At 58.5% G+C, this 16732-nt stretch carries 15 protein-coding genes, 1 tRNA gene and 1 pseudogene; 6 read left to right on the top strand and 11 right to left on the bottom strand.

The features are described from left to right. The 3 genes and pseudogenes from C8265_RS18475 to C8265_RS18465 all read right to left on the bottom strand — a co-directional run. Positions 1-403: pseudogene (locus C8265_RS18475) on the bottom strand (transposase); the annotation flags it as partial. A 230-nt stretch (positions 404-633) separates the two neighbouring features. Next, positions 634-709: transfer RNA gene (locus C8265_RS18470), tRNA-Thr, on the bottom strand. A gap of 279 nt (positions 710-988) precedes the next feature. Next, positions 989-1906 carry a LysR family transcriptional regulator gene (locus C8265_RS18465; RefSeq protein ID WP_108485476.1) on the bottom strand — a complete coding sequence of 306 codons (918 nt, stop codon included), beginning with the start codon at positions 1904-1906 and terminating at the stop codon, positions 989-991. Positions 1907-2009: 103 nt separating this feature from the next. Between C8265_RS18465 and C8265_RS18460 the strand changes: the two genes are divergently transcribed. Together C8265_RS18460 and C8265_RS18455 are read left to right on the top strand one after the other, a co-directional pair. Next, positions 2010-3599 (top strand): proton-conducting transporter transmembrane domain-containing protein, encoded by a 1590-nt coding sequence (locus tag C8265_RS18460; protein ID WP_108485475.1) that lies wholly within the window; start codon positions 2010-2012, stop codon positions 3597-3599. Further along, positions 3596-6001 carry a YbcC family protein gene (locus C8265_RS18455; protein WP_108485474.1) on the top strand — a complete coding sequence of 802 codons (2406 nt, stop codon included), beginning with the start codon at positions 3596-3598 and terminating at the stop codon, positions 5999-6001. The genes C8265_RS18460 and C8265_RS18455 overlap by 4 nt, the downstream gene beginning before the upstream one ends. 45 nt (positions 6002-6046) lie before the next feature. Here the strand turns inward: C8265_RS18455 and C8265_RS18450 are convergent, their stop codons facing one another. Then, on the bottom strand, positions 6047-6364 hold the full coding sequence (locus C8265_RS18450; RefSeq protein WP_108485473.1) for a hypothetical protein: 318 nt from the start codon (positions 6362-6364) through the stop codon (positions 6047-6049). A gap of 263 nt (positions 6365-6627) precedes the next feature. Between C8265_RS18450 and C8265_RS18445 the strand changes: the two genes are divergently transcribed. Beyond that, positions 6628-7326, top strand: coding sequence for a fumarylacetoacetate hydrolase family protein (locus C8265_RS18445; protein ID WP_108485472.1), 699 nt, complete (start codon positions 6628-6630; stop codon positions 7324-7326). Between the two features lie 121 nt (positions 7327-7447). On the opposite strand, the gene C8265_RS18440 is transcribed toward C8265_RS18445, so the two are convergent. From C8265_RS18440 to C8265_RS18430, 3 genes are all read right to left on the bottom strand, one after another. Next, positions 7448-8830 (bottom strand): aspartate aminotransferase family protein, encoded by a 1383-nt coding sequence (locus tag C8265_RS18440; protein ID WP_108485471.1) that lies wholly within the window; start codon positions 8828-8830, stop codon positions 7448-7450. 73 nt (positions 8831-8903) lie between these two features. Next, positions 8904-9923 carry an aromatic ring-hydroxylating dioxygenase subunit alpha gene (locus C8265_RS18435; RefSeq protein ID WP_108485470.1) on the bottom strand — a complete coding sequence of 340 codons (1020 nt, stop codon included), beginning with the start codon at positions 9921-9923 and terminating at the stop codon, positions 8904-8906. A gap of 75 nt (positions 9924-9998) precedes the next feature. Next, positions 9999-10922: a LysR substrate-binding domain-containing protein gene (locus C8265_RS18430; RefSeq protein ID WP_108485469.1), complete on the bottom strand. Its 924-nt coding sequence runs from the start codon at positions 10920-10922 to the stop codon at positions 9999-10001. A gap of 72 nt (positions 10923-10994) precedes the next feature. Between C8265_RS18430 and C8265_RS18425 the strand changes: the two genes are divergently transcribed. Next, positions 10995-12119 carry a hypothetical protein gene (locus C8265_RS18425; protein ID WP_108485479.1) on the top strand — a complete coding sequence of 375 codons (1125 nt, stop codon included), beginning with the start codon at positions 10995-10997 and terminating at the stop codon, positions 12117-12119. Here C8265_RS18425 and C8265_RS18420 read toward each other — a convergent pair. From C8265_RS18420 to C8265_RS18405, 4 genes are read right to left on the bottom strand one after another with little or no spacing between them, the layout of a single operon-like run. Continuing rightward, the gene (locus tag C8265_RS18420) at positions 12076-12945 is read right to left on the bottom strand and encodes an amino acid ABC transporter permease (protein ID WP_240611138.1); all 870 of its coding nucleotides are present in this window, start codon (positions 12943-12945) and stop codon (positions 12076-12078) included. The genes C8265_RS18425 and C8265_RS18420 overlap by 44 nt on opposite strands. Positions 12946-12956: 11 nt before the next feature. Further along, complete coding sequence (locus C8265_RS18415; protein WP_108485467.1) at positions 12957-13781, bottom strand: transporter substrate-binding domain-containing protein; 825 nt, start codon at positions 13779-13781, stop codon at positions 12957-12959. A 22-nt stretch (positions 13782-13803) separates the two neighbouring features. Next, positions 13804-14610: an amino acid ABC transporter permease gene (locus tag C8265_RS18410; RefSeq protein WP_108485466.1), complete on the bottom strand. Its 807-nt coding sequence runs from the start codon at positions 14608-14610 to the stop codon at positions 13804-13806. Then, on the bottom strand, positions 14611-15354 hold the full coding sequence (locus C8265_RS18405) for an amino acid ABC transporter ATP-binding protein (RefSeq protein WP_108485465.1): 744 nt from the start codon (positions 15352-15354) through the stop codon (positions 14611-14613). A gap of 133 nt (positions 15355-15487) precedes the next feature. On the opposite strand from C8265_RS18405, the gene C8265_RS18400 reads away from it, so the two are divergent. Next, a complete protein-coding gene (locus C8265_RS18400; RefSeq protein WP_108485464.1) occupies positions 15488-16423 on the top strand; it encodes a fatty acid desaturase family protein in 936 nt (311 codons plus the stop codon). After that, the gene (locus C8265_RS18395; RefSeq protein ID WP_108485463.1) at positions 16413-16730 is read left to right on the top strand and encodes a non-heme iron oxygenase ferredoxin subunit; all 318 of its coding nucleotides are present in this window, start codon (positions 16413-16415) and stop codon (positions 16728-16730) included. Before C8265_RS18400 ends, C8265_RS18395 begins: the two co-directional genes overlap by 11 nt. The last annotated feature ends 2 nt before the right edge of the window (positions 16731-16732 follow it).

Below are 16732 nucleotides of genomic sequence, written 5' to 3'. Positions count from 1 at the left end.
ATCGCGTCAACGGCGGTCTTCGCGTCCATTGTCCTCGGACCAATGGCGGACAATTCCCGCTGTCGTAGATGCCCCGCGCACAGGCCCCACCGAAGAAGGCAAACGCCTTGTCGTGGGCGACGTACACGCCCAGCACGCGACGGCGCTCATCAGGGCCGATGCCGACAGCCGAGAGCACGGCGACATCGCGCACGATCCCGCCATTGCGCATCTTTTCATACCGGGCGTCGAGGATCAGATACTTGATCTCATCGAGAGGCCGGGCCCGCCAGGCGGCCAACTCGTCATCGAGCATCTTGGCGGCGCGGCTGACCTGCAAAGAAGACAGGCTCTCGATCCCGAACTCGCGCATCACCGCTTCCGCCTCGCGGGTGGAGACGCCCTTCACATACATCTCAGCCAAGGTGTCCGGTCAAAACAGGGGCCAGTTCATGTCTTACGGTCTTGTCATGCAGTCATAGCCAACGGCGCGCCAATGCAGGCATGACCATTCTTGCTGAAACCGGTGGGCTGTAAATGCCATCCGCAGTTCACAGACGAAAAGAGCCAAGTCACACAAGGTCGATAATTAGGTGAACGCGAATTACGCAACCCCGATATCGGAGGAAAAAACAGTAACTTGTCGGATTTATATGGTGCCCCATGACGGACTCGAACCGCCGACCTTGTCCTTACGAAGGACCTGCTCTACCAGCTGAGCTAATGGGGCATCTTTCTTGGCCGGAATACCTTCGGCATGCGATCTTTGCAAGACAGTGGTTCAGGCTTGCAAGATCCTTGTAAAATCGTTCCTCGGGTCTGCCTACGTCTTATTCTTCCGCCCATATCCACCGTATTCAGCACTTGTTACGAATGATGTGCTCTACCGGCTGAGCTGGTGCGGCGTTGATGGTGGTGGAAATATCTGTGCTTGATTGCCTTTGCAAGTCAAACAAACAGCTTTGTGAGATTGTTCCTACCCGATCGTCCGACAGCATTGTTTTCGTGGTCAAGATACCGAAACCTGTTCCGGATCGGTGGCTGTTGGGTTGAAACCGGGTCTGTCCAGCAGGGTGGTCAGCAGTTGGTTGGGAAACTGACGCTTTATTGTCACCGCATGAAAAAACTCGGTCAGGCCGATGGTGTGATCTGCCTCTTGCAACAGCCCTGATCGCAGTTCGTTCTGCACGACGATCGGGGGCAGGATGGCAAGGCCGATGTCTTCGCGGCACAACAGCCGCATCAGTGCCATATCATCCACCTCGGCGGCCAGATCCGGGTCGATGTTTAGACGCGCGCACAGGGTGTCAAATCCCGCGCGCACCGGGCTTTCAATCGTGGGCACGATGATTGGATGACTGCTGAGCAATTGTGCCAAAGGCTGAGGGGGGCCAAGGCGGGCGGGCGTGCCGATCACACTGACCGGTTGTTCCGACAGGGCGTGGGTGATGAAATTGGTCAGGGCGTCGGGGGCCGGTACGCGGTTGGTCAACACCACATCCAGACTGAGGTTCTCCAATCCCTGCAAAAGTTCGATTGATGTGCCCGACCGCAAAACCAGTTCAACGTTCCTTTGCCCCAGCAGCGGGCGCAGGAATTCAATCTGAAAGTTGCGCGAAAGGGTGGCAAGCGCGCCAACCCGCAACACCTGCCGTGGTGTGCCGGTCTGGCTGAGCGTGGCGATCAGATCGCGCCCCGCGCCGAAAATCGTATCGGCGTGATCCAGGGCGATCCGCCCCGCCTCGGTCAGGTGCAATTGCCGCGCGCGGCGTTCAAACAATGCATGGCCCAGACGGTCTTCCAGTTTGCGGATTTGCACCGAAACCGCCGATTGCGACAGGTTCAGCCGGGCGGCGGTGCGGGTCAGGTTGCCGTCATGGGCCACCTCCCAGAAATAGCGCAGGTGGTTGTAATTCATATCGGGCATGTCGTTCTGTCTAAGTGAACGATGCGTTGTGATCAATGAATTTTTATCTTCGCTCACGCGTGGCTATCACACGGGCAACCTGTCTTGAAAACTGGAACGTGTGATGTTTGCCCCTGCTTTGCCTCTGCTGGCCCCTTTCATTCTGATCCTTGGCGCGGTCGTCTTACAGGCGCGGCGCGGGCTAAGCCCACGCTTTGCCGCCCATTTGGCCGAAACCGCCGCCCTTGGCGCCTTGGCAGTCGCGATTGCGGCGTTGGCCGGTTTGATCGTGGTTGGGCCGGGCGACAGTGTGCTGTTGGGCGCGGCGGGCGTTGGGTTTTCGGCGCGGTTGGATGCGGTCAGCGTGACGATGGTGTTGTTGGTGGCCTTTATCGGCTGGGTGGTGGTGCGGTATGCGCGCACCTATCTTCAGGGTGAGGCGGGCCAGACCCGGTTCATGATCTGGCTGTTGGGCACGCTGGCGGCGGTTTTGCTTTTGGTTCAATCGGGCAATCTGGTGCAATTTGTCGCCGCTTGGGTCGTGACCAGCCTGTGTTTGCACAAATTATTGTTGTTTTATCCCGGACGGGTGGCGGCGCAGCGGGCGGTGCGCAAGAAATATCTGACGGCGCGCACCGGTGATGTGGCCCTGATCGGCGCGGCGCTGATGCTGATCTGGGGGTATGGCACCACGCAGATTTCCGACATCCTGAGTGCGGCCCGTCTGGGGCAGGGGGGATATTGGGCAATCGGTGCGGCCCTATTGCTGGCGCTGGCGGCTGTGTTGAAATCGGCGCAATTTCCCACCCATGGATGGCTTACCGAAGTGATGGAGGCCCCAACCCCGGTGTCGGCCCTGCTTCATGCCGGGGTGGTGAATGCCGGCGGGTTTTTGTTGATCCGGTTTGCCGATGTGATGCTGTTGTCGCCCCTGATCCTGGCGGTGCTGGTGATGATTGGCGGCTTTACCGCGTTGTTTGGCGGGTTGGTGATGCTGACCCAGCCCACGGTCAAGGCATCGCTGGCATGGTCCACCGTGGGGCAAATGGGGTTCATGATTTTGCAATGTGGATTGGCGCTGTTTCCACTGGCGCTTTTGCATGTTGTCGCCCATTCCCTGTACAAGACGCACGCGTTCCTTTCATCGGGCGGCGCGGTAGAGCGGGTGGCGGCAATCCGGCGGCCCGGCCCGGTTGCGGTGCCCGATCTGGGGGCTGTCGCCCGTGCCTTTGGTCTGGCGATTGCGATCTTCGGGGTGGTATATTTCGCCTCAGGATTCCTGTTCGGGTTTGCGTCAAAATCTCCCCAGGGCGCCGCCCTTGGTGCGATCCTGATCTTTGGGGTTGCGTATCTGTTGGCCCAGGGGATGGCCGATGCCGCGCCCCGGGCGCTGACCCGGCGCACCGCGGTTTTGTCTCTTGGCGCGACAATCAGCTATGTCGCGTTGCAACGCACGGCTGAGTGGATGACGGCAGGTGTTTTGCCGGCCCCACCTGCGCCCGGTGCGTTGGAATGGGCGCTGATCCTGCTGGCGCTGTTCAGCTTTGGCATGGTTGCACTGGCCCAGGCCACGCTGCCGCTGTGGTCGCACCATCCGGCGGCGCAAGGCGTGCGGATTCATCTGTCAAATGGGCTGTATATCAACGCGATAGAAGACCGGCTGTTGCGCGGTTGGGCGATCCCGAAATCCATCCCCAAAGGAGGTTTGAAATGAAGGCCGATACCTATGCGAAATACACAGGTGCGCATCTTGAATTGATTGCCGCATCCGAAGCGGCCAGCCGCGCAATTCCGCCGCTTTGGCCGCTGTCTTCTTCGGTGGCGGTAAATCCGTTTCTGGGGCAGACCGGTCAAACCTTGGGTGAAGTGTCTGCTTTGTTGGGGCGGGTTGCGGGGGCATCGGTGACAATGCCGCGCCGTTGGTATTGCGAAAAGATTGCCGATGGAACCATCACCGATGCCGATCTGGCCGCCGCTTGGGCCGATGCGCCGCCGGGGGGGGCAGAATCGCCCGCCGCGCTGAAACAGGCCGCGGCCGAAGCTGACGAGGCGGTTCACGCCCTGCCAACGGTGGCCGATTTGGCGGCTCAGGCGTCGGGCGTTGATTGGCCCGGCCTTATTGATGAAAGGCTTGGTGCCTGGGCGGCTGGATTTTTTGATCAGGGTCAGGCGTTGTGGCAGGTGACAGCGGGGCGGAGCGCATTTGAAAGCTGGCAGATTTCGGCCAGCCGCGATTTGACGCCTGAAATCATGGGCCTGTCTGGTTTTGCGGCGCGGATTGCGAACGGGCCGAAACAACCGCGCATTGCGCTGTCTCGGGCCTGCGATGGGTTGGGTGTGACTGCCGTGATGGCGCCGACATATTTTCATCAACTTCTGACAGGTCTGGGGGGCTGGGCGCAATTGGCGCGGTATCGGGTGTGGCAGGCCGAATTGGCCGGGGAAACCGACACAATCACCACCGAGATGCTGACGATCCCGCTGTTATGGGAACATGCGCTGTATGATCAGTATAAATCCAAAATTGCCGGTCAATGGGCCGAAATTCGGGCCATTCATGCCCAACCCGCCATACCCGGCCCGGCCCAGATCATAAATACCACGTTGCAAGAGGCCGCCGAGCGTGCGGCGCAGCGCCAGCTTGCCCAAACCCTGTCGGCCCCCGCGCAGGCCGCGCACCCAGAGCGGCCAATGATGCAGGCGGCGTTCTGTATTGATGTAAGGTCCGAAGTGTTCCGCCGGGCGCTGGAAACGGTTGCGCCAAACACCCAGACTCTGGGTTTTGCGGGGTTCTTTGGGCTGGCGACATCGCACCGCGGGTTTGCATCGGATGTGGATGAATTGCGTCTGCCGGTTTTGCTGAATCCCGGCGTGACCAGTGTGACAACAAATGCCGCCTCAGCCAATGCCGATCAGGCGGCCCGTCTGGCGGCCCGTGCGGCGCGGGCCTGGGGGCGGTTCAAACTGGCGGCGGTATCGTCATTTGCCTTTGTCGAGGCGACAGGCCCGGTTTATGTGGCCAAATTGTTGCGCGATGCCTTGGGATTCAACCGTGCCACGCGGCCGGATCAACAGGCGCCCCACCTGAGCAGTGGGTTAAGCCGGGATGACAAGGTTGCCAGCGCCGGTGCGATCCTGCGGGCGATGTCACTGACCTCGGGGTTTGCGCGGCTGGTGCTGATCGTGGGGCACGGCGCAAATGTGGTCAACAACCCCCATGCCAGCGCGCTGCATTGCGGTGCCTGTGGGGGCTATGCGGGGGATGTGAATGCGCGGCTTCTGGCCGGTTTGCTGAATGATCCGCAGGTGCGCGACGGACTTGCGCAAACCGGAATCGATATTCCCGCCGATACGGTATTTTTGGGCGGGTTGCATGACACGACAACCGATGCCGTCACCCTGTTTGACGGCGATCTGACGGTATCCTCGCACAGTGGCGTGATTGCAAAGGCGCGCGATGCCTTGGCGGCTGCGGGCAAATTAACCCGGACAGAGCGCGCCCTGCGCATGCCCGGCATCACAACAGGCGACGGAGTGGGACAGCGCAGCATGGATTGGTCACAAACCCGGCCCGAATGGGCCTTGGCCGGGTGCAATGCCTTCATCGCCGCGCCGCGCCACCGCACCCGGGGCAAGGCGTTGCAGGGCCGCGCGTTTTTGCACGATTACGACTGGGCCAAGGACGATGGATTCGGCGTGCTGGAACTGATCCTGACCGCTCCGGTGGTTGTGGCCAGTTGGATCAGCCTGCAATATTACGGGTCGGTCGTGGCGCCCGATACCTTTGGGGCGGGTAACAAGCTGTTGCACAACGTCACCGGCGGCATCGGCGTGGTCGAAGGCAATGGCGGCATTTTGCGCAACGGTCTGCCATGGCAATCGGTGCATGACGGTGAAACGTTGGTCCATGATCCACTGCGCCTGTCGGTATGTATCGAGGCCCCGATGGGCGCGGTGAACGATATTCTGAGCCGTCATGAAACCGTGCGCGCGTTGTTTGATAACCGGTGGCTGCACCTGTTCCTATTGGATGACCAAGGGCAGATGGCGCATCGCTATTGCGGTGATTTGCGCTGGGGCGGCGTGGATCGGCCCGTTTCGCAACAGGCGGCATGATATATGGGAAAGGCGAAACGCCCGCGTTCGCCTTTCCGCCGCGCGCTAACGGTTGCTGTCGATCCAGCGTGACATCATCACCTTGTCGCGAAAACACTCTGGCGGAACCTGGCGGCGTTTGAACCGTGCAATCCGTTCGGCAAAGGCCACCTGTTTTGATGTGGGATAGGCATCAAACCGCCCCTGTTGCACGGTCGGTTTGTGCGCATCGATCCAGGATGACAGCGCGCGCCGGTCGTCTTGTACATCTGCGGGCAGATCCACACCGCGCATCTGGGCAATATGCTGGGCAAAACGAATTTGGCGGTCGGTCACAGGCAGGTGGTGGTAATCATTGCTGGCAAGGGTGTCATGATACGTCATCTGAACCTCTTTTCGTTGATAACCTTTATATAGAACAAATAAGGAACAAAGTCAAGATTGGGTGTCGGCATAGGATATTCATACCATATGTTGTGTTGAAATCCAAGGTCATCACAAGGTTTGTGATGCCGGGCCGTTCGGTATGTCAGGACAGCCCAGTGTTGGCATCCCGGCCCATCGGCCATGGCTTGCACAATTTTGTGTGTTGATCGCGCGATCGGCGTGTTAAATCGCCCTTGCTCATCATTTGAACTGGATCTGCCATGTCGGCCTTTTTGTTTGACCCACCGCGCCTGCCTTCTGTTGCTGTTGTGGGGGAACCCGCCACCTATCCCATTCGCCGGATATTTTGCGTTGGCCGCAATTATGTGGCCCATGCCGCCGAAATGGGCGGCACCGTGGATCGCGAAGCGCCGTGGTATTTCACGAAATCGGCGTTTTCCGTGTGTCACAGCGGTGAAACCGTGCCCTATCCCCCCGGCACCGAGAATTTTCATCATGAGATGGAGCTGGTCGTGGCCCTGGGTGCGCCGGTGTTCAAATGCGATATCAAAACCGCTGCCGCCGCTGTGTTTGGCTATGGTTGCGGTTTGGACATGACCCGGCGCGATCGCCAGCAAGACGGCAAAGATAACCGCCGCCCCTGGGATCTGGGCAAGGATATCGAAAACGGTGCCGTTCTGGCCCCCTTGCACAAGGCGGGCGATGTGGGGCCGTTGGCGGGCAAACGGATTCACCTGTCTGTCAACGGTGCGGTGCGGCAGGATGCAGATCTGGCCGACATGGTCTGGTCTGTGCCCGAAGTCATCAGCCATCTGTCGCACTATTATCACCTTGGCCAAGGCGATCTGATCATGACCGGAACGCCCGCCGGGGTGGGGCCGGTGGTGGCGGGCGATGTATTGACCGGGGGGATTGATGGGTTGGGCGACATTGCCCACACCCTTGGCCCGTCGGAATAGTTGCGCAGGCCGGACATGCGCGCGTCAACACAGGTGCAGTGAACAGATGTGAAACTGGTTCGGAATGTCGGTGTTCACCCCGCTTTGACGGCGCGCGATAAACACCATTCTCCCTGATGGTTCAGGCGGGTTTTTCCGCTGCGATCCAATCATGGGTGCGCTCCACCACACGGGTCATCCGGGCCACCACCTGTGCCACCTCATCTTGCGATATCACCAGCGGCGGGCACAGGGCCAATGTGTCGCCCATCGCCCGGGTGATCAGGCCTTCTTCGTGGGCGAAATTACCGGCGGTCAGGCCCACCTTGCTGGCCGGATCAAACGGGCGTTTCGTGGCCTTGTCGGCAACCAGTTCAATGCCACAGATCAGGCCCGCACCGCGCACCTCGCCCACATGATCAAGATCGCCCAAGGCGCGCAGCCCGGTTTGAAACGGCTCGGCCATGCGCGCGGCGTTGCCCATCAGATCCTGTTCTTCGATGATGGCGATGTTTTCCAAGGCCACGGCACAGGCCACGGGATGGCCCGATGCGGTGTATCCATGGCCAAAGGTGCCGATCCCATGGGAATTATCGGCCACCGGCGCGTAAATCTCTTCGGAAAACAGCACCGCCGCCAGGGGCATATAGGACGAGGTCAATTGTTTGCTGACCACCATGATATCGGGGGTAAAGCCGTATTTCTCACAGCCAAACGGCGTGCCAAGGCGGCCAAAGCCACAAATCACCTCATCCGCGACCATCAGGATATCATACTTGCGGCACAGCGCCTCGATCCCCTGCCAATATCCCTTGGGTGGGGGCATGACGCCGCCCGCGCCCATCAAAGGTTCGCCAATAAAGGCGGCGATGGTTTCTGGGCCCTCGCGCAGAATCACCTCTTCCGCTTCGGCGATCAGGCGGGCGGTGAACGCCGCCTCATCTTCGTCCTCAGCGCCGAACCGGTAATGGTGCGGGCATGACAGGTGATGCACCGGAATTGCCGGCAGATCGAAATCGCGGTGATTGGTCGGCAATCCGGTTAACGACCCCGAAGCGATGGTGATACCATGATACCCTTTGATCCGGCTGAGAAATTTCTTTTTCTCGGGCCGGCCCAAAGCATTGTTCATATACCAGACCAGTTTGACGACCGTATCGTTCGCCTCGGACCCCGACGAGGTAAAGAAGGTGCGCGTCAGATTGGCCGGGGTCATATCGACCAGCTTTTGTGACAGTCTGATTGCGGGTTCATGGCTTTTGTGGGCGAACAGATGATAATATGGCAGCTTTTCCATCTGTGTGCGCGCGGCATCGACCAACCGATTCTGGCCATAGCCCACGGCGACCGACCATAGCCCGGCCAGACCGTCGATATATTGTTTGCCCTCGGTATCCCACAAATGCACGCCCTTGCCGTGATCGATGATCAGCGGCCCCTGGGCTTCGTGAACGCGCGCATCGGTCAAAGGATGCAGCATTGTTGTGACGTCAGAGTGGTGCAGGGAATTTGGGATAACATTCATGGAAGACCTCACAGGTTAAGCAGTGTTTGCACCGATCATGACGCCCGGGTGGGGTTTGAACAAGGGTGCGCGCTTATCGTTCGGCAGCAATGGCGCGATCCACCATCAGGCGAAACGCCTTGGCCCCGGCATCCAACCCCAGGTCAATCGCGGGGGTGACGGGGGTTTTCATGCCCTTGTGCACCTCTTCCAACACCGCGCGATCTTCTTCAAATGCCAGCCGCGCGCCGGCGTTCATTTTATCGGAAATCGCCTGATCCTCGGGGTCGGTGTTGCGGTGTTGAAACCAGAAATACCGGGTGTTGTCGGTATCAATCGGCGTCATGAAATTGTAGGAAATATTCACATAGGTATCGGCCACGGCGGCGGCATCCGGCCCGCCAGTGCCAGCGGGCGTATAAACCGATTTGTTCAGGGCAATACCGGGCAATTGCATTTCGTAATGTTGCAACCTGTCGCATGGCCCCTGAAACCGGACCAATCCGGTGTAATAGGGCGAGGGCGGTTGACCGTATATCCAGCGTGAAACAGTCACGCCCGTATCGCTGCGCGACAGATCCAGCGGCGCGTTATCGGTGCCCGCCCCGGCAAAGGATGTGACATGCACCCAGGCCACATGGCTGGGATCCAGCAGATTGTCGCACACCCACAGGTAATGACAGGCAATATCCAGAACCCCGCCATCGGTATATCCCCAATCGGGATTGTCGAAATTGGCGATGTGAAAAATCTGATCCGGGTTGGCGAGGGCCGGATCGCCCATCCAGATCCACAACAGGCGATAACGATCAACCACGGGGTAGGACCGCACCACGGCCCGGCGCGGAATGGCATCGGGTTGGGTGGGGGCGGCCACGCATTGCCCGGTGCAATCAAACGTCAGCCCATGGTATCCACATTCCACCATGTCCCCGATCAGCCGCCCCTGTGACAGGGGCAGTTTGCGGTGCGGGCAGGCATTTTCAAGCGCGACAGGGGTGCCATCCTGTTGGCGATACAAAACGATGCGCTCGCCCAAAAAGGTTTCGGCGCGCAATGTACGGTCAAAATCGGTGCTCCAGCCCGCAACATACCAAGCATTCTTAATGAACATGCGGCCCCCTGAGCGATGGTTTCTGCCGATCTGCCGTGGTTTTTCCGTCGTTGTCAACTCGCGCTGTGGATAAGTTCAACTTATGTCGGGCAGAGATGGTTGATGCGCCGCCTCGGTCTTGATCCACTCCAGAAAGGCGCGGTTCTTCGGGATGTCGCGGGCGTGGGTCGGGCAAACCAGCCAATAGGCCAGTTGCGACTGCGCGATCTGGGGATAGGGGCGCACCAGCTTGCCCTCGGTCAGGGCATCAATCACCAAAGGTTCGCGCCCCAATGCCACGCCAAGCCCCTGAATTGCCCCGTGCACCACCATATGTGATTGGTCAAACTGACGGGGTGGCATATGATTGTTGATCGACACGCCGCATTCTCTGGCCCAAAACTCCCACGTTGGCTGCGAGCCGCCAAAATCGGCCAAAGCGTCGTGCAAAAGTGTGTTTTGCGCCAGAAATGTCTCGATCCTGGATGGGGCCGATGTGGCCAGAGCCGGGGCGCAGACCGGAAACAGGCGTTCTTCCAGCAACCGTTCGGCATGAAGATCGGGGTGGTGGCCAAAGCCATAGCAAATGCCGATGTCGGCATCGCGTGCTGTAAACGGTCCATGGCCGGTGTTTGTGGTGATCGACAGGGCCAGATCGGGATGCGCCAGATCGAAATGCAACAGGCGGGGAAACAGCCAGGTAAAGGCAAATCCCGGCAGGCAACTGATCACAATGGTATTATCGCCCCGGCGCCGATCACGCAACGTGGTGCAGACATCGGAAATGCGGCCCAAACCATCGCGTATCGCGCGCGCCAATAGGGCGCCGTCATCGGTGGGGCGGGACTGCCGCGCGCCGCGTATCAACAAATCCTGGCCCAACCATTCCTCAAGGCTTTTCACATGCTGGCTTACCGCGCTTTGGCTGACGCCCAATTCATCGGCCGCCGCGCTGAACCCGTTGCAGCGCACGACAGCCTCAAATGCACGCAGGGCGCCATAGGGAAGGTTGATGCTCATATAAGTCAGGCTAATATCTGAAATAATATTTTTCAAATGGTATTCTACGTGTCCGCAGTGCACCAAGATGTCATGGGGCACTGTCAAACGATCACATCGGCGCAACAGGGCGCGCGCAATCTTTTGGTGCAATGCGGCAAGGCGCGGCCCGGCGAGCGGATTCTGATTTTGTATGAAGACCCGGATTTTGGGTATTTCAATGCCGATCTTGCGCCGCTGGTGGGTGATGCCGCGCGTGCGTTGGGTGCACAGGTGCAGATGATCAAGGTGCCGTTTCTGCCCGAATCCCCCGCCCTTTCACCCGATCTGCGCAAAGCAATGGATCAGGCAGACCTGACGGTGTTTTTGGCGCGGCTTGGCGATCAGTTACGCTTTTCCGAACTTTCGCTGGGGCGGGTGGTTGTGTGTTTCGTGCTGAGTGGCGGGATATTGGCATCGGGGTTTGGCACCGGCGATTATCAGACATTCGTGACGTTGAAAGAGCGGGTGAATCGCGCCTTGGCGCGCGCCCGCCATGTGCGCGTTACCTGCCCCGCCGGAACCGATTTCAGCGGACATCCCGATATGGGCGACACGGGCGGCACTTCGGTTATGCGCTTTCCGCTTTCGGTGTTTACCCCGGTGCCGGGCGAGATGTTTTCAGGTCGGGTGGCCATGCCCGGGTTTTTGATTGGCACCGGGTCGCGATATTACCCTGATTATATGGTGCGGTTTGAAGGACCGGTATCGGCCAGTTTTTCCGCCGGCCGACTCACCGGATTTCACGGAAGTGCGGGAGATGTGGCGCGGGCCAACCGCCAGTATGACAGAATTTCCCAACGCTATGGGCTTGACCGCGACAGGGTTCATTCCTGGCATGCCGGGTTGCACCCCGGTTGCGGTTTTCAATGGGATGCCTTCGCGCAACCCGAACGCTGGAGCGGCACGGCCTTTGGCAATCCGCGCATTTTGCATTTGCACACCTGCGGCGCCGAGGCGCCCGGCGAAATCAGTTGGAATGTGATTGATCCCACAATCGAGATTGATGGCGTAAAGCTTTGGGAAAACGGTGTTTTCTACCCTGATCGTTTGCCGGGTGGTGCAGATATCCTGCGCCGCGCGCCGATGGTTGCCGCGCTGTTTGCCAATCCGGACCGGCGGATTGGACTTGCCCCTAATTGCGCCGTTCAAACCGGCGAAACAGCATCGAAAGACTGAAACAGATCACAAAATAAAATGCCGCTGTGGTGATCCATGCCTCAAATATCAGCCGGGTCGATGCCACCAGTTCGACGGTTTTATAGGTCAGTTCCTGAATGGAAATCAAAGAAATGATCGAACTGTCCTTGATCAGCGTGATGAATTGGTTTGCCATCGGTGGCACGATTTTTCTGAACGCTTGCGGCAACACGATATGACGCAGTTCCTGAAACCGGGTCATGCCGATGCTGCGCGCCGCCTCGCGTTGGCCTTTGGGCACCGATTGGATGCCCGCGCGCACGATTTCGCCCACAAACGCCGATTCAAACAACGCCAGCACGATCACACCCGAGACAAGGCCGGGAAACCGCCGCATATCGCCAAAGAAAAACTCCCAGATCGCGGCGTTCTCCGACCGGGCAATGCCGCGCGCCCAACTGTTCAGGTTCAGCGCGTCGATCAATTGCTGCGACAGGAAAAAGAAAAAGATGAATACGATCACGACGGGTGGTATATTGCGCAAAAGTTCCAGATAGGTCCGCGCCAGCATCCGCACCGTCAGGTTTTCCGCCGTGCGCGCAATACCAAGGATGGTACCCAGGATCAGCGCCAGAACCGACGCATAAATCGAAATACGAATGGTCGCGATCAGCCCCTGCAACAGCAGATTGGCAAACCACACCTCCTGATCTTCACGATAGCGCAGGATGTAGTTCGGGATCAGCTCCCATCGCCATTCATAGTTCAGCTTGCCCTCGATCGTCAGCACGACATAACCGATCAGCCCCGCCAAAACGGCAAGGATCAGGTAATCGGCCAGCTTGAGGCGTTTGAAAAAGGGCAAGCCGGGTGTCCTTATTGATTGACCTGGTCGGCCCATTCGGTGCCTTTGAACCAGTAATCGTTACGCTCTTTCAACCAACCCGACCGGGTTTTTACACCGATCCAGTTGTTGAAAAAGTTCAACGCGTCAGGATCGCCCTTGCGCAGGGCAAAGGATTCACCGGTGGCCAGGAAATTCTGATCGAACGGAATGGACAGGGTATCGGGGTACTGACGCTGTTCTGTGCTGGGTGTCGGTTCAGACGACATGGTGGCATGGGCGTTGCCGTTCAACACTTCCTGGGTTGCGGCACCGTCTTCGTCAAACAGCAACAATTCGGCCTCGGGGAACAGGGTGGCGATGACTGTCGCGGGGGTGGCCCCGCGCCGCGCCGCAAAGGTCACATCGGGCGAGTTGTAATCTTCAAGGCTGAAGCCTTCGGTCATGGCAGTATTGGCCAGGATCGTCACACCGGTATAGGCATAGGGTTCGGTGAAATTCACCGTCAGATTGCGCGCCGGGGTGATCGACATGCCCGAAATGATCACATCGAAATTGCCCGACACCAGGGCGGGAATGATCCCGTCCCATGCGGTTGGTACAAATTCGACGTCAACGCCCATATCTTCGGCCAACTGGCGGCCCACGTCCAATTCGAACCCGATCAATTCGCCATTCACATCGCGCATTGACCACGGCGTGAAAATCGACAGGCCAATGCGAATGACGCCTTCCTGTTTAATGGTTTCGATCACCGATTCCTGGGTCAGGGATTGGGTGACCTGTTGTGCCGGGGCGGCCAGGGTTGTGGCGGCCAGGGCGGCAAAGGCCAGGCCAAGGGTTCTGCGGTTAAACATTTAGGAATCTCCCTGAGGTTTGTTATTGATACACGGCAAATCGTTTTTCCATTCGCGATACGCCGAAAGACAGGATCAGCGTCACAACCAGATATACGGCGGCGACAGTGAACCAGATTTCGAACGACATGAAAGTGTCGGAAATAATATTGCGGCCCACCGTGGTCAGTTCGGCCACGGCGATCACGCTGACAATGGCCGAAGATTTGATCAGCGCGATCATTTCACCGGTCAGCGGCGGCAACATGAAACGGATCGATTGCGGCAGGACGATCCAGCGGTATGCCTGCGCGCGGGTCATGCCGATACTGTCGGCGGCCTCCCACTGGCCCTTGGGGATGGCGTTTATACCGGCGCGAAAGATTTCGGAAATCAGCGCCGAATGAAACACAGCAAGGGTCAGCACCGACGCGGCCCAACGATCCAGCCCGAAAATTGGCCCCAGAACATAGTAAAACAGGTATAAAAGCACCAAAAGCGGGATATTGCGGATCAGTTCAAGAAACCCGATCGCCACGCCCTTTCCCACCACAAGACCCGACAGGCGCAACAGCGCCACCACCAGACCCAAAGCGATGGCCAGCATAAAAGATGTCAACGAAAGACCAATCGTGGCCATAAGGCCAACCATGATCTCGCCCCACTGAAACCCGTCATCGGTAAAGGTGAACAGATATTTCGGCACCTGATACCATTGCCAGTTATACCCCATCTGTTGTGCGCCCACGTAAGACGACCAGATGATCGCGCACATCACCACCAGATACAGGGTTACCGCCACGGGCCGGGTGTTCATCCAGCGGGCCAGGGTCATGGGACGTCGGGCCATTCAGTGATCCAGGATCTGATCAAGAAACAGGCGGGCGCGGTCGCTTTTGGGGTTGGTGAAAAATACGCTGGGCGGCGCGGTTTCCACGATACGCCCCTGTTCCATGAAAACCATGGTATCGGCCACCTTGCGCGCAAACCCCATTTCATGGGTCACCACCACCATGGTCATGCCGGTGTTGGCCAATTCCACCATCACATCCAACACCTCGCCAATCATTTCGGGATCAAGCGCCGATGTGGGTTCGTCAAACAGCATCACCCGTGGTTCCATGCACAGACTGCGCGCGATGGCCACGCGTTGTTGTTGCCCGCCCGACAGTTGCGCGGGGTATTTATCGGCCTGTTCGGGGATATGCACCCGTTCCAGATATTTCAGCGCGGTCGCCTGGGCCTGAGATTTTGTCTGTTTGCGCACCTTGATCGGCCCGATGGTCAGGTTTTCCAGAACCGTAAGATGGGGAAAAAGATTGAACTGCTGAAACACCATGCCAACGTTTTGGCGCAGGGCGCGAATTTCGGGTGAACCGTCGTATAATTCCACTCCTTCAACACACAACTGCCCACTGTCGTGGCTTTCCAAGCCGTTGAAACACCGGATCAGCGTGGATTTCCCCGACCCCGACGGACCACAGACCACCATACGCTCACCTTGGTGAACGGATAGGCTGACCTGATCCAAGGCTTTGAAATCACCATAGAACTTATCGATATTCCGGGCCTGTATGATCACGTCTTTGGTCATTGCGCGCCTTTGCTGTGTGCCGCTGCGCTACCATGATAGGGCGATTTTTCAAGATGCACAGGCAAGAACGCCACACCCCCCTTTTCTGTTGCGCCGTCGCGGGCTAGTTCAGAGGCAACAAAGGACAATTCCCATGCCCGATCCCATCATCACCCCCCTGACCCAAGCGTTGGCCGAACAAAAACTGACCCGCGCCGAGTTGCGCGCGCTGATGCAGCGTTCAAACCTGCCTGCGGCCTGGCGGCTGTTGGTGTGGATTGCGGTGTTGGCGGCCACCAGCGCGCTGATCTGGGCCGCGTGGGACAGTTGGCTGATCTGGCCCGCGATGTTCGTGCATGGCATCGTTTTGGTGCATCATTTTTCGCTGCAACATGAATGTGTGCATTACACCGTGTTTCGCACCCGGTGGCTGAATGATCTGGTGGGCAACATCTGCGGATTCATTATCATCCTGCCGCATCAGTTTTTCCGCTATGAACATTGCGATCACCACACCCATACACAAATCGTTGGCGATGATCCTGAAATGGTGCCGATGCCGGAAACGTTTGGCCAATACCTGTGGTATCTCAGCGCGATCCCCTATTGGCGCACCAAGATCACCGAACTTTTGCGTCATGGTGCCGGGCGGCTTACCCCGCACGAGCGCCGGTTCACCCCCAAATCGGCAGAGCGTGTGGTGATCGGCGAGGCGCGTTTGATGCTGGGGTTTTACATCGCGTTGTTTGGCATCATGGCGATAACCGGATGGTGGGCACCGCTTTGGTTCTGGCTGATACCGCTGATCCTGGGCGAACCGGTGATGCGGTTCATCCGGATGACCGAACATGTGGGCCGCCCCACCGTCGCCCAGATGAGCGATAACACACGCACCAATCTGGTATCGCTGCCCTGGCGGTTTTTGGCGTGGAATATGAATTACCACGCCGAACATCACTATGTCGCATCGGTTCCGTTTCACGCCCTGCCGCGTTTGCATGAAAAACTGCGCGATCATGTGCATGTGCAACCGGGCGGATATATCGGCGCGCACCGCGATATTCTGGCCCAAATGCGCCATGGCGGATGACTGGACCGATCTGATCGGGGTGGCCGACCTGACCACTGGCTGGGTGACGCGGGTGGATCTGGGTGCGCGGCCTTTGGCGGTGTATCATACGCCCACCGGCATTTATGTGTCTTTGGCCCTGTGCAACCACGGCGGGGCGGATTTGTGCGATGGATACATGGATGGCCACCTGATCGAATGCCCGTTGCATCAGGGCGCGTTTGATGTGCGCACCGGCGCACCCATTGGCGCCCCGGCCACCCGGGCGATGAAAACCTTTCCTGTCCGGATCGAAAACGGCAGGGTGCAGATCAGATTGAAAGGATGACA

Source organism: Oceaniglobus ichthyenteri, assembly GCF_003057885.1.
In the GTDB taxonomy this organism is placed as follows: Bacteria; Pseudomonadota; Alphaproteobacteria; order Rhodobacterales; family Rhodobacteraceae; genus Oceaniglobus; species Oceaniglobus ichthyenteri.
This window is presented reverse-complemented; position numbering and strand designations above follow the sequence as displayed.

Coding starts and splice junctions, on each gene's coding strand:
- C8265_RS18465 (WP_108485476.1), bottom strand. CDS start 1,906: ATGCCCGATATGAATTACAACCACCTGCGCTATTTCTGGGAGGTGGCC.
- C8265_RS18460 (WP_108485475.1), top strand. CDS start 2,010: ATGTTTGCCCCTGCTTTGCCTCTGCTGGCCCCTTTCATTCTGATCCTT.
- C8265_RS18455 (WP_108485474.1), top strand. CDS start 3,596: ATGAAGGCCGATACCTATGCGAAATACACAGGTGCGCATCTTGAATTG.
- C8265_RS18450 (WP_108485473.1), bottom strand. CDS start 6,364: ATGACGTATCATGACACCCTTGCCAGCAATGATTACCACCACCTGCCT.
- C8265_RS18445 (WP_108485472.1), top strand. CDS start 6,628: ATGTCGGCCTTTTTGTTTGACCCACCGCGCCTGCCTTCTGTTGCTGTT.
- C8265_RS18440 (WP_108485471.1), bottom strand. CDS start 8,830: ATGAATGTTATCCCAAATTCCCTGCACCACTCTGACGTCACAACAATG.
- C8265_RS18435 (WP_108485470.1), bottom strand. CDS start 9,923: ATGTTCATTAAGAATGCTTGGTATGTTGCGGGCTGGAGCACCGATTTT.
- C8265_RS18430 (WP_108485469.1), bottom strand. CDS start 10,922: ATGAGCATCAACCTTCCCTATGGCGCCCTGCGTGCATTTGAGGCTGTC.
- C8265_RS18425 (WP_108485479.1), top strand. CDS start 10,995: ATGGGGCACTGTCAAACGATCACATCGGCGCAACAGGGCGCGCGCAAT.
- C8265_RS18415 (WP_108485467.1), bottom strand. CDS start 13,781: ATGTTTAACCGCAGAACCCTTGGCCTGGCCTTTGCCGCCCTGGCCGCC.
- C8265_RS18410 (WP_108485466.1), bottom strand. CDS start 14,610: ATGGCCCGACGTCCCATGACCCTGGCCCGCTGGATGAACACCCGGCCC.
- C8265_RS18405 (WP_108485465.1), bottom strand. CDS start 15,354: ATGACCAAAGACGTGATCATACAGGCCCGGAATATCGATAAGTTCTAT.
- C8265_RS18400 (WP_108485464.1), top strand. CDS start 15,488: ATGCCCGATCCCATCATCACCCCCCTGACCCAAGCGTTGGCCGAACAA.
- C8265_RS18395 (WP_108485463.1), top strand. CDS start 16,413: ATGGCGGATGACTGGACCGATCTGATCGGGGTGGCCGACCTGACCACT.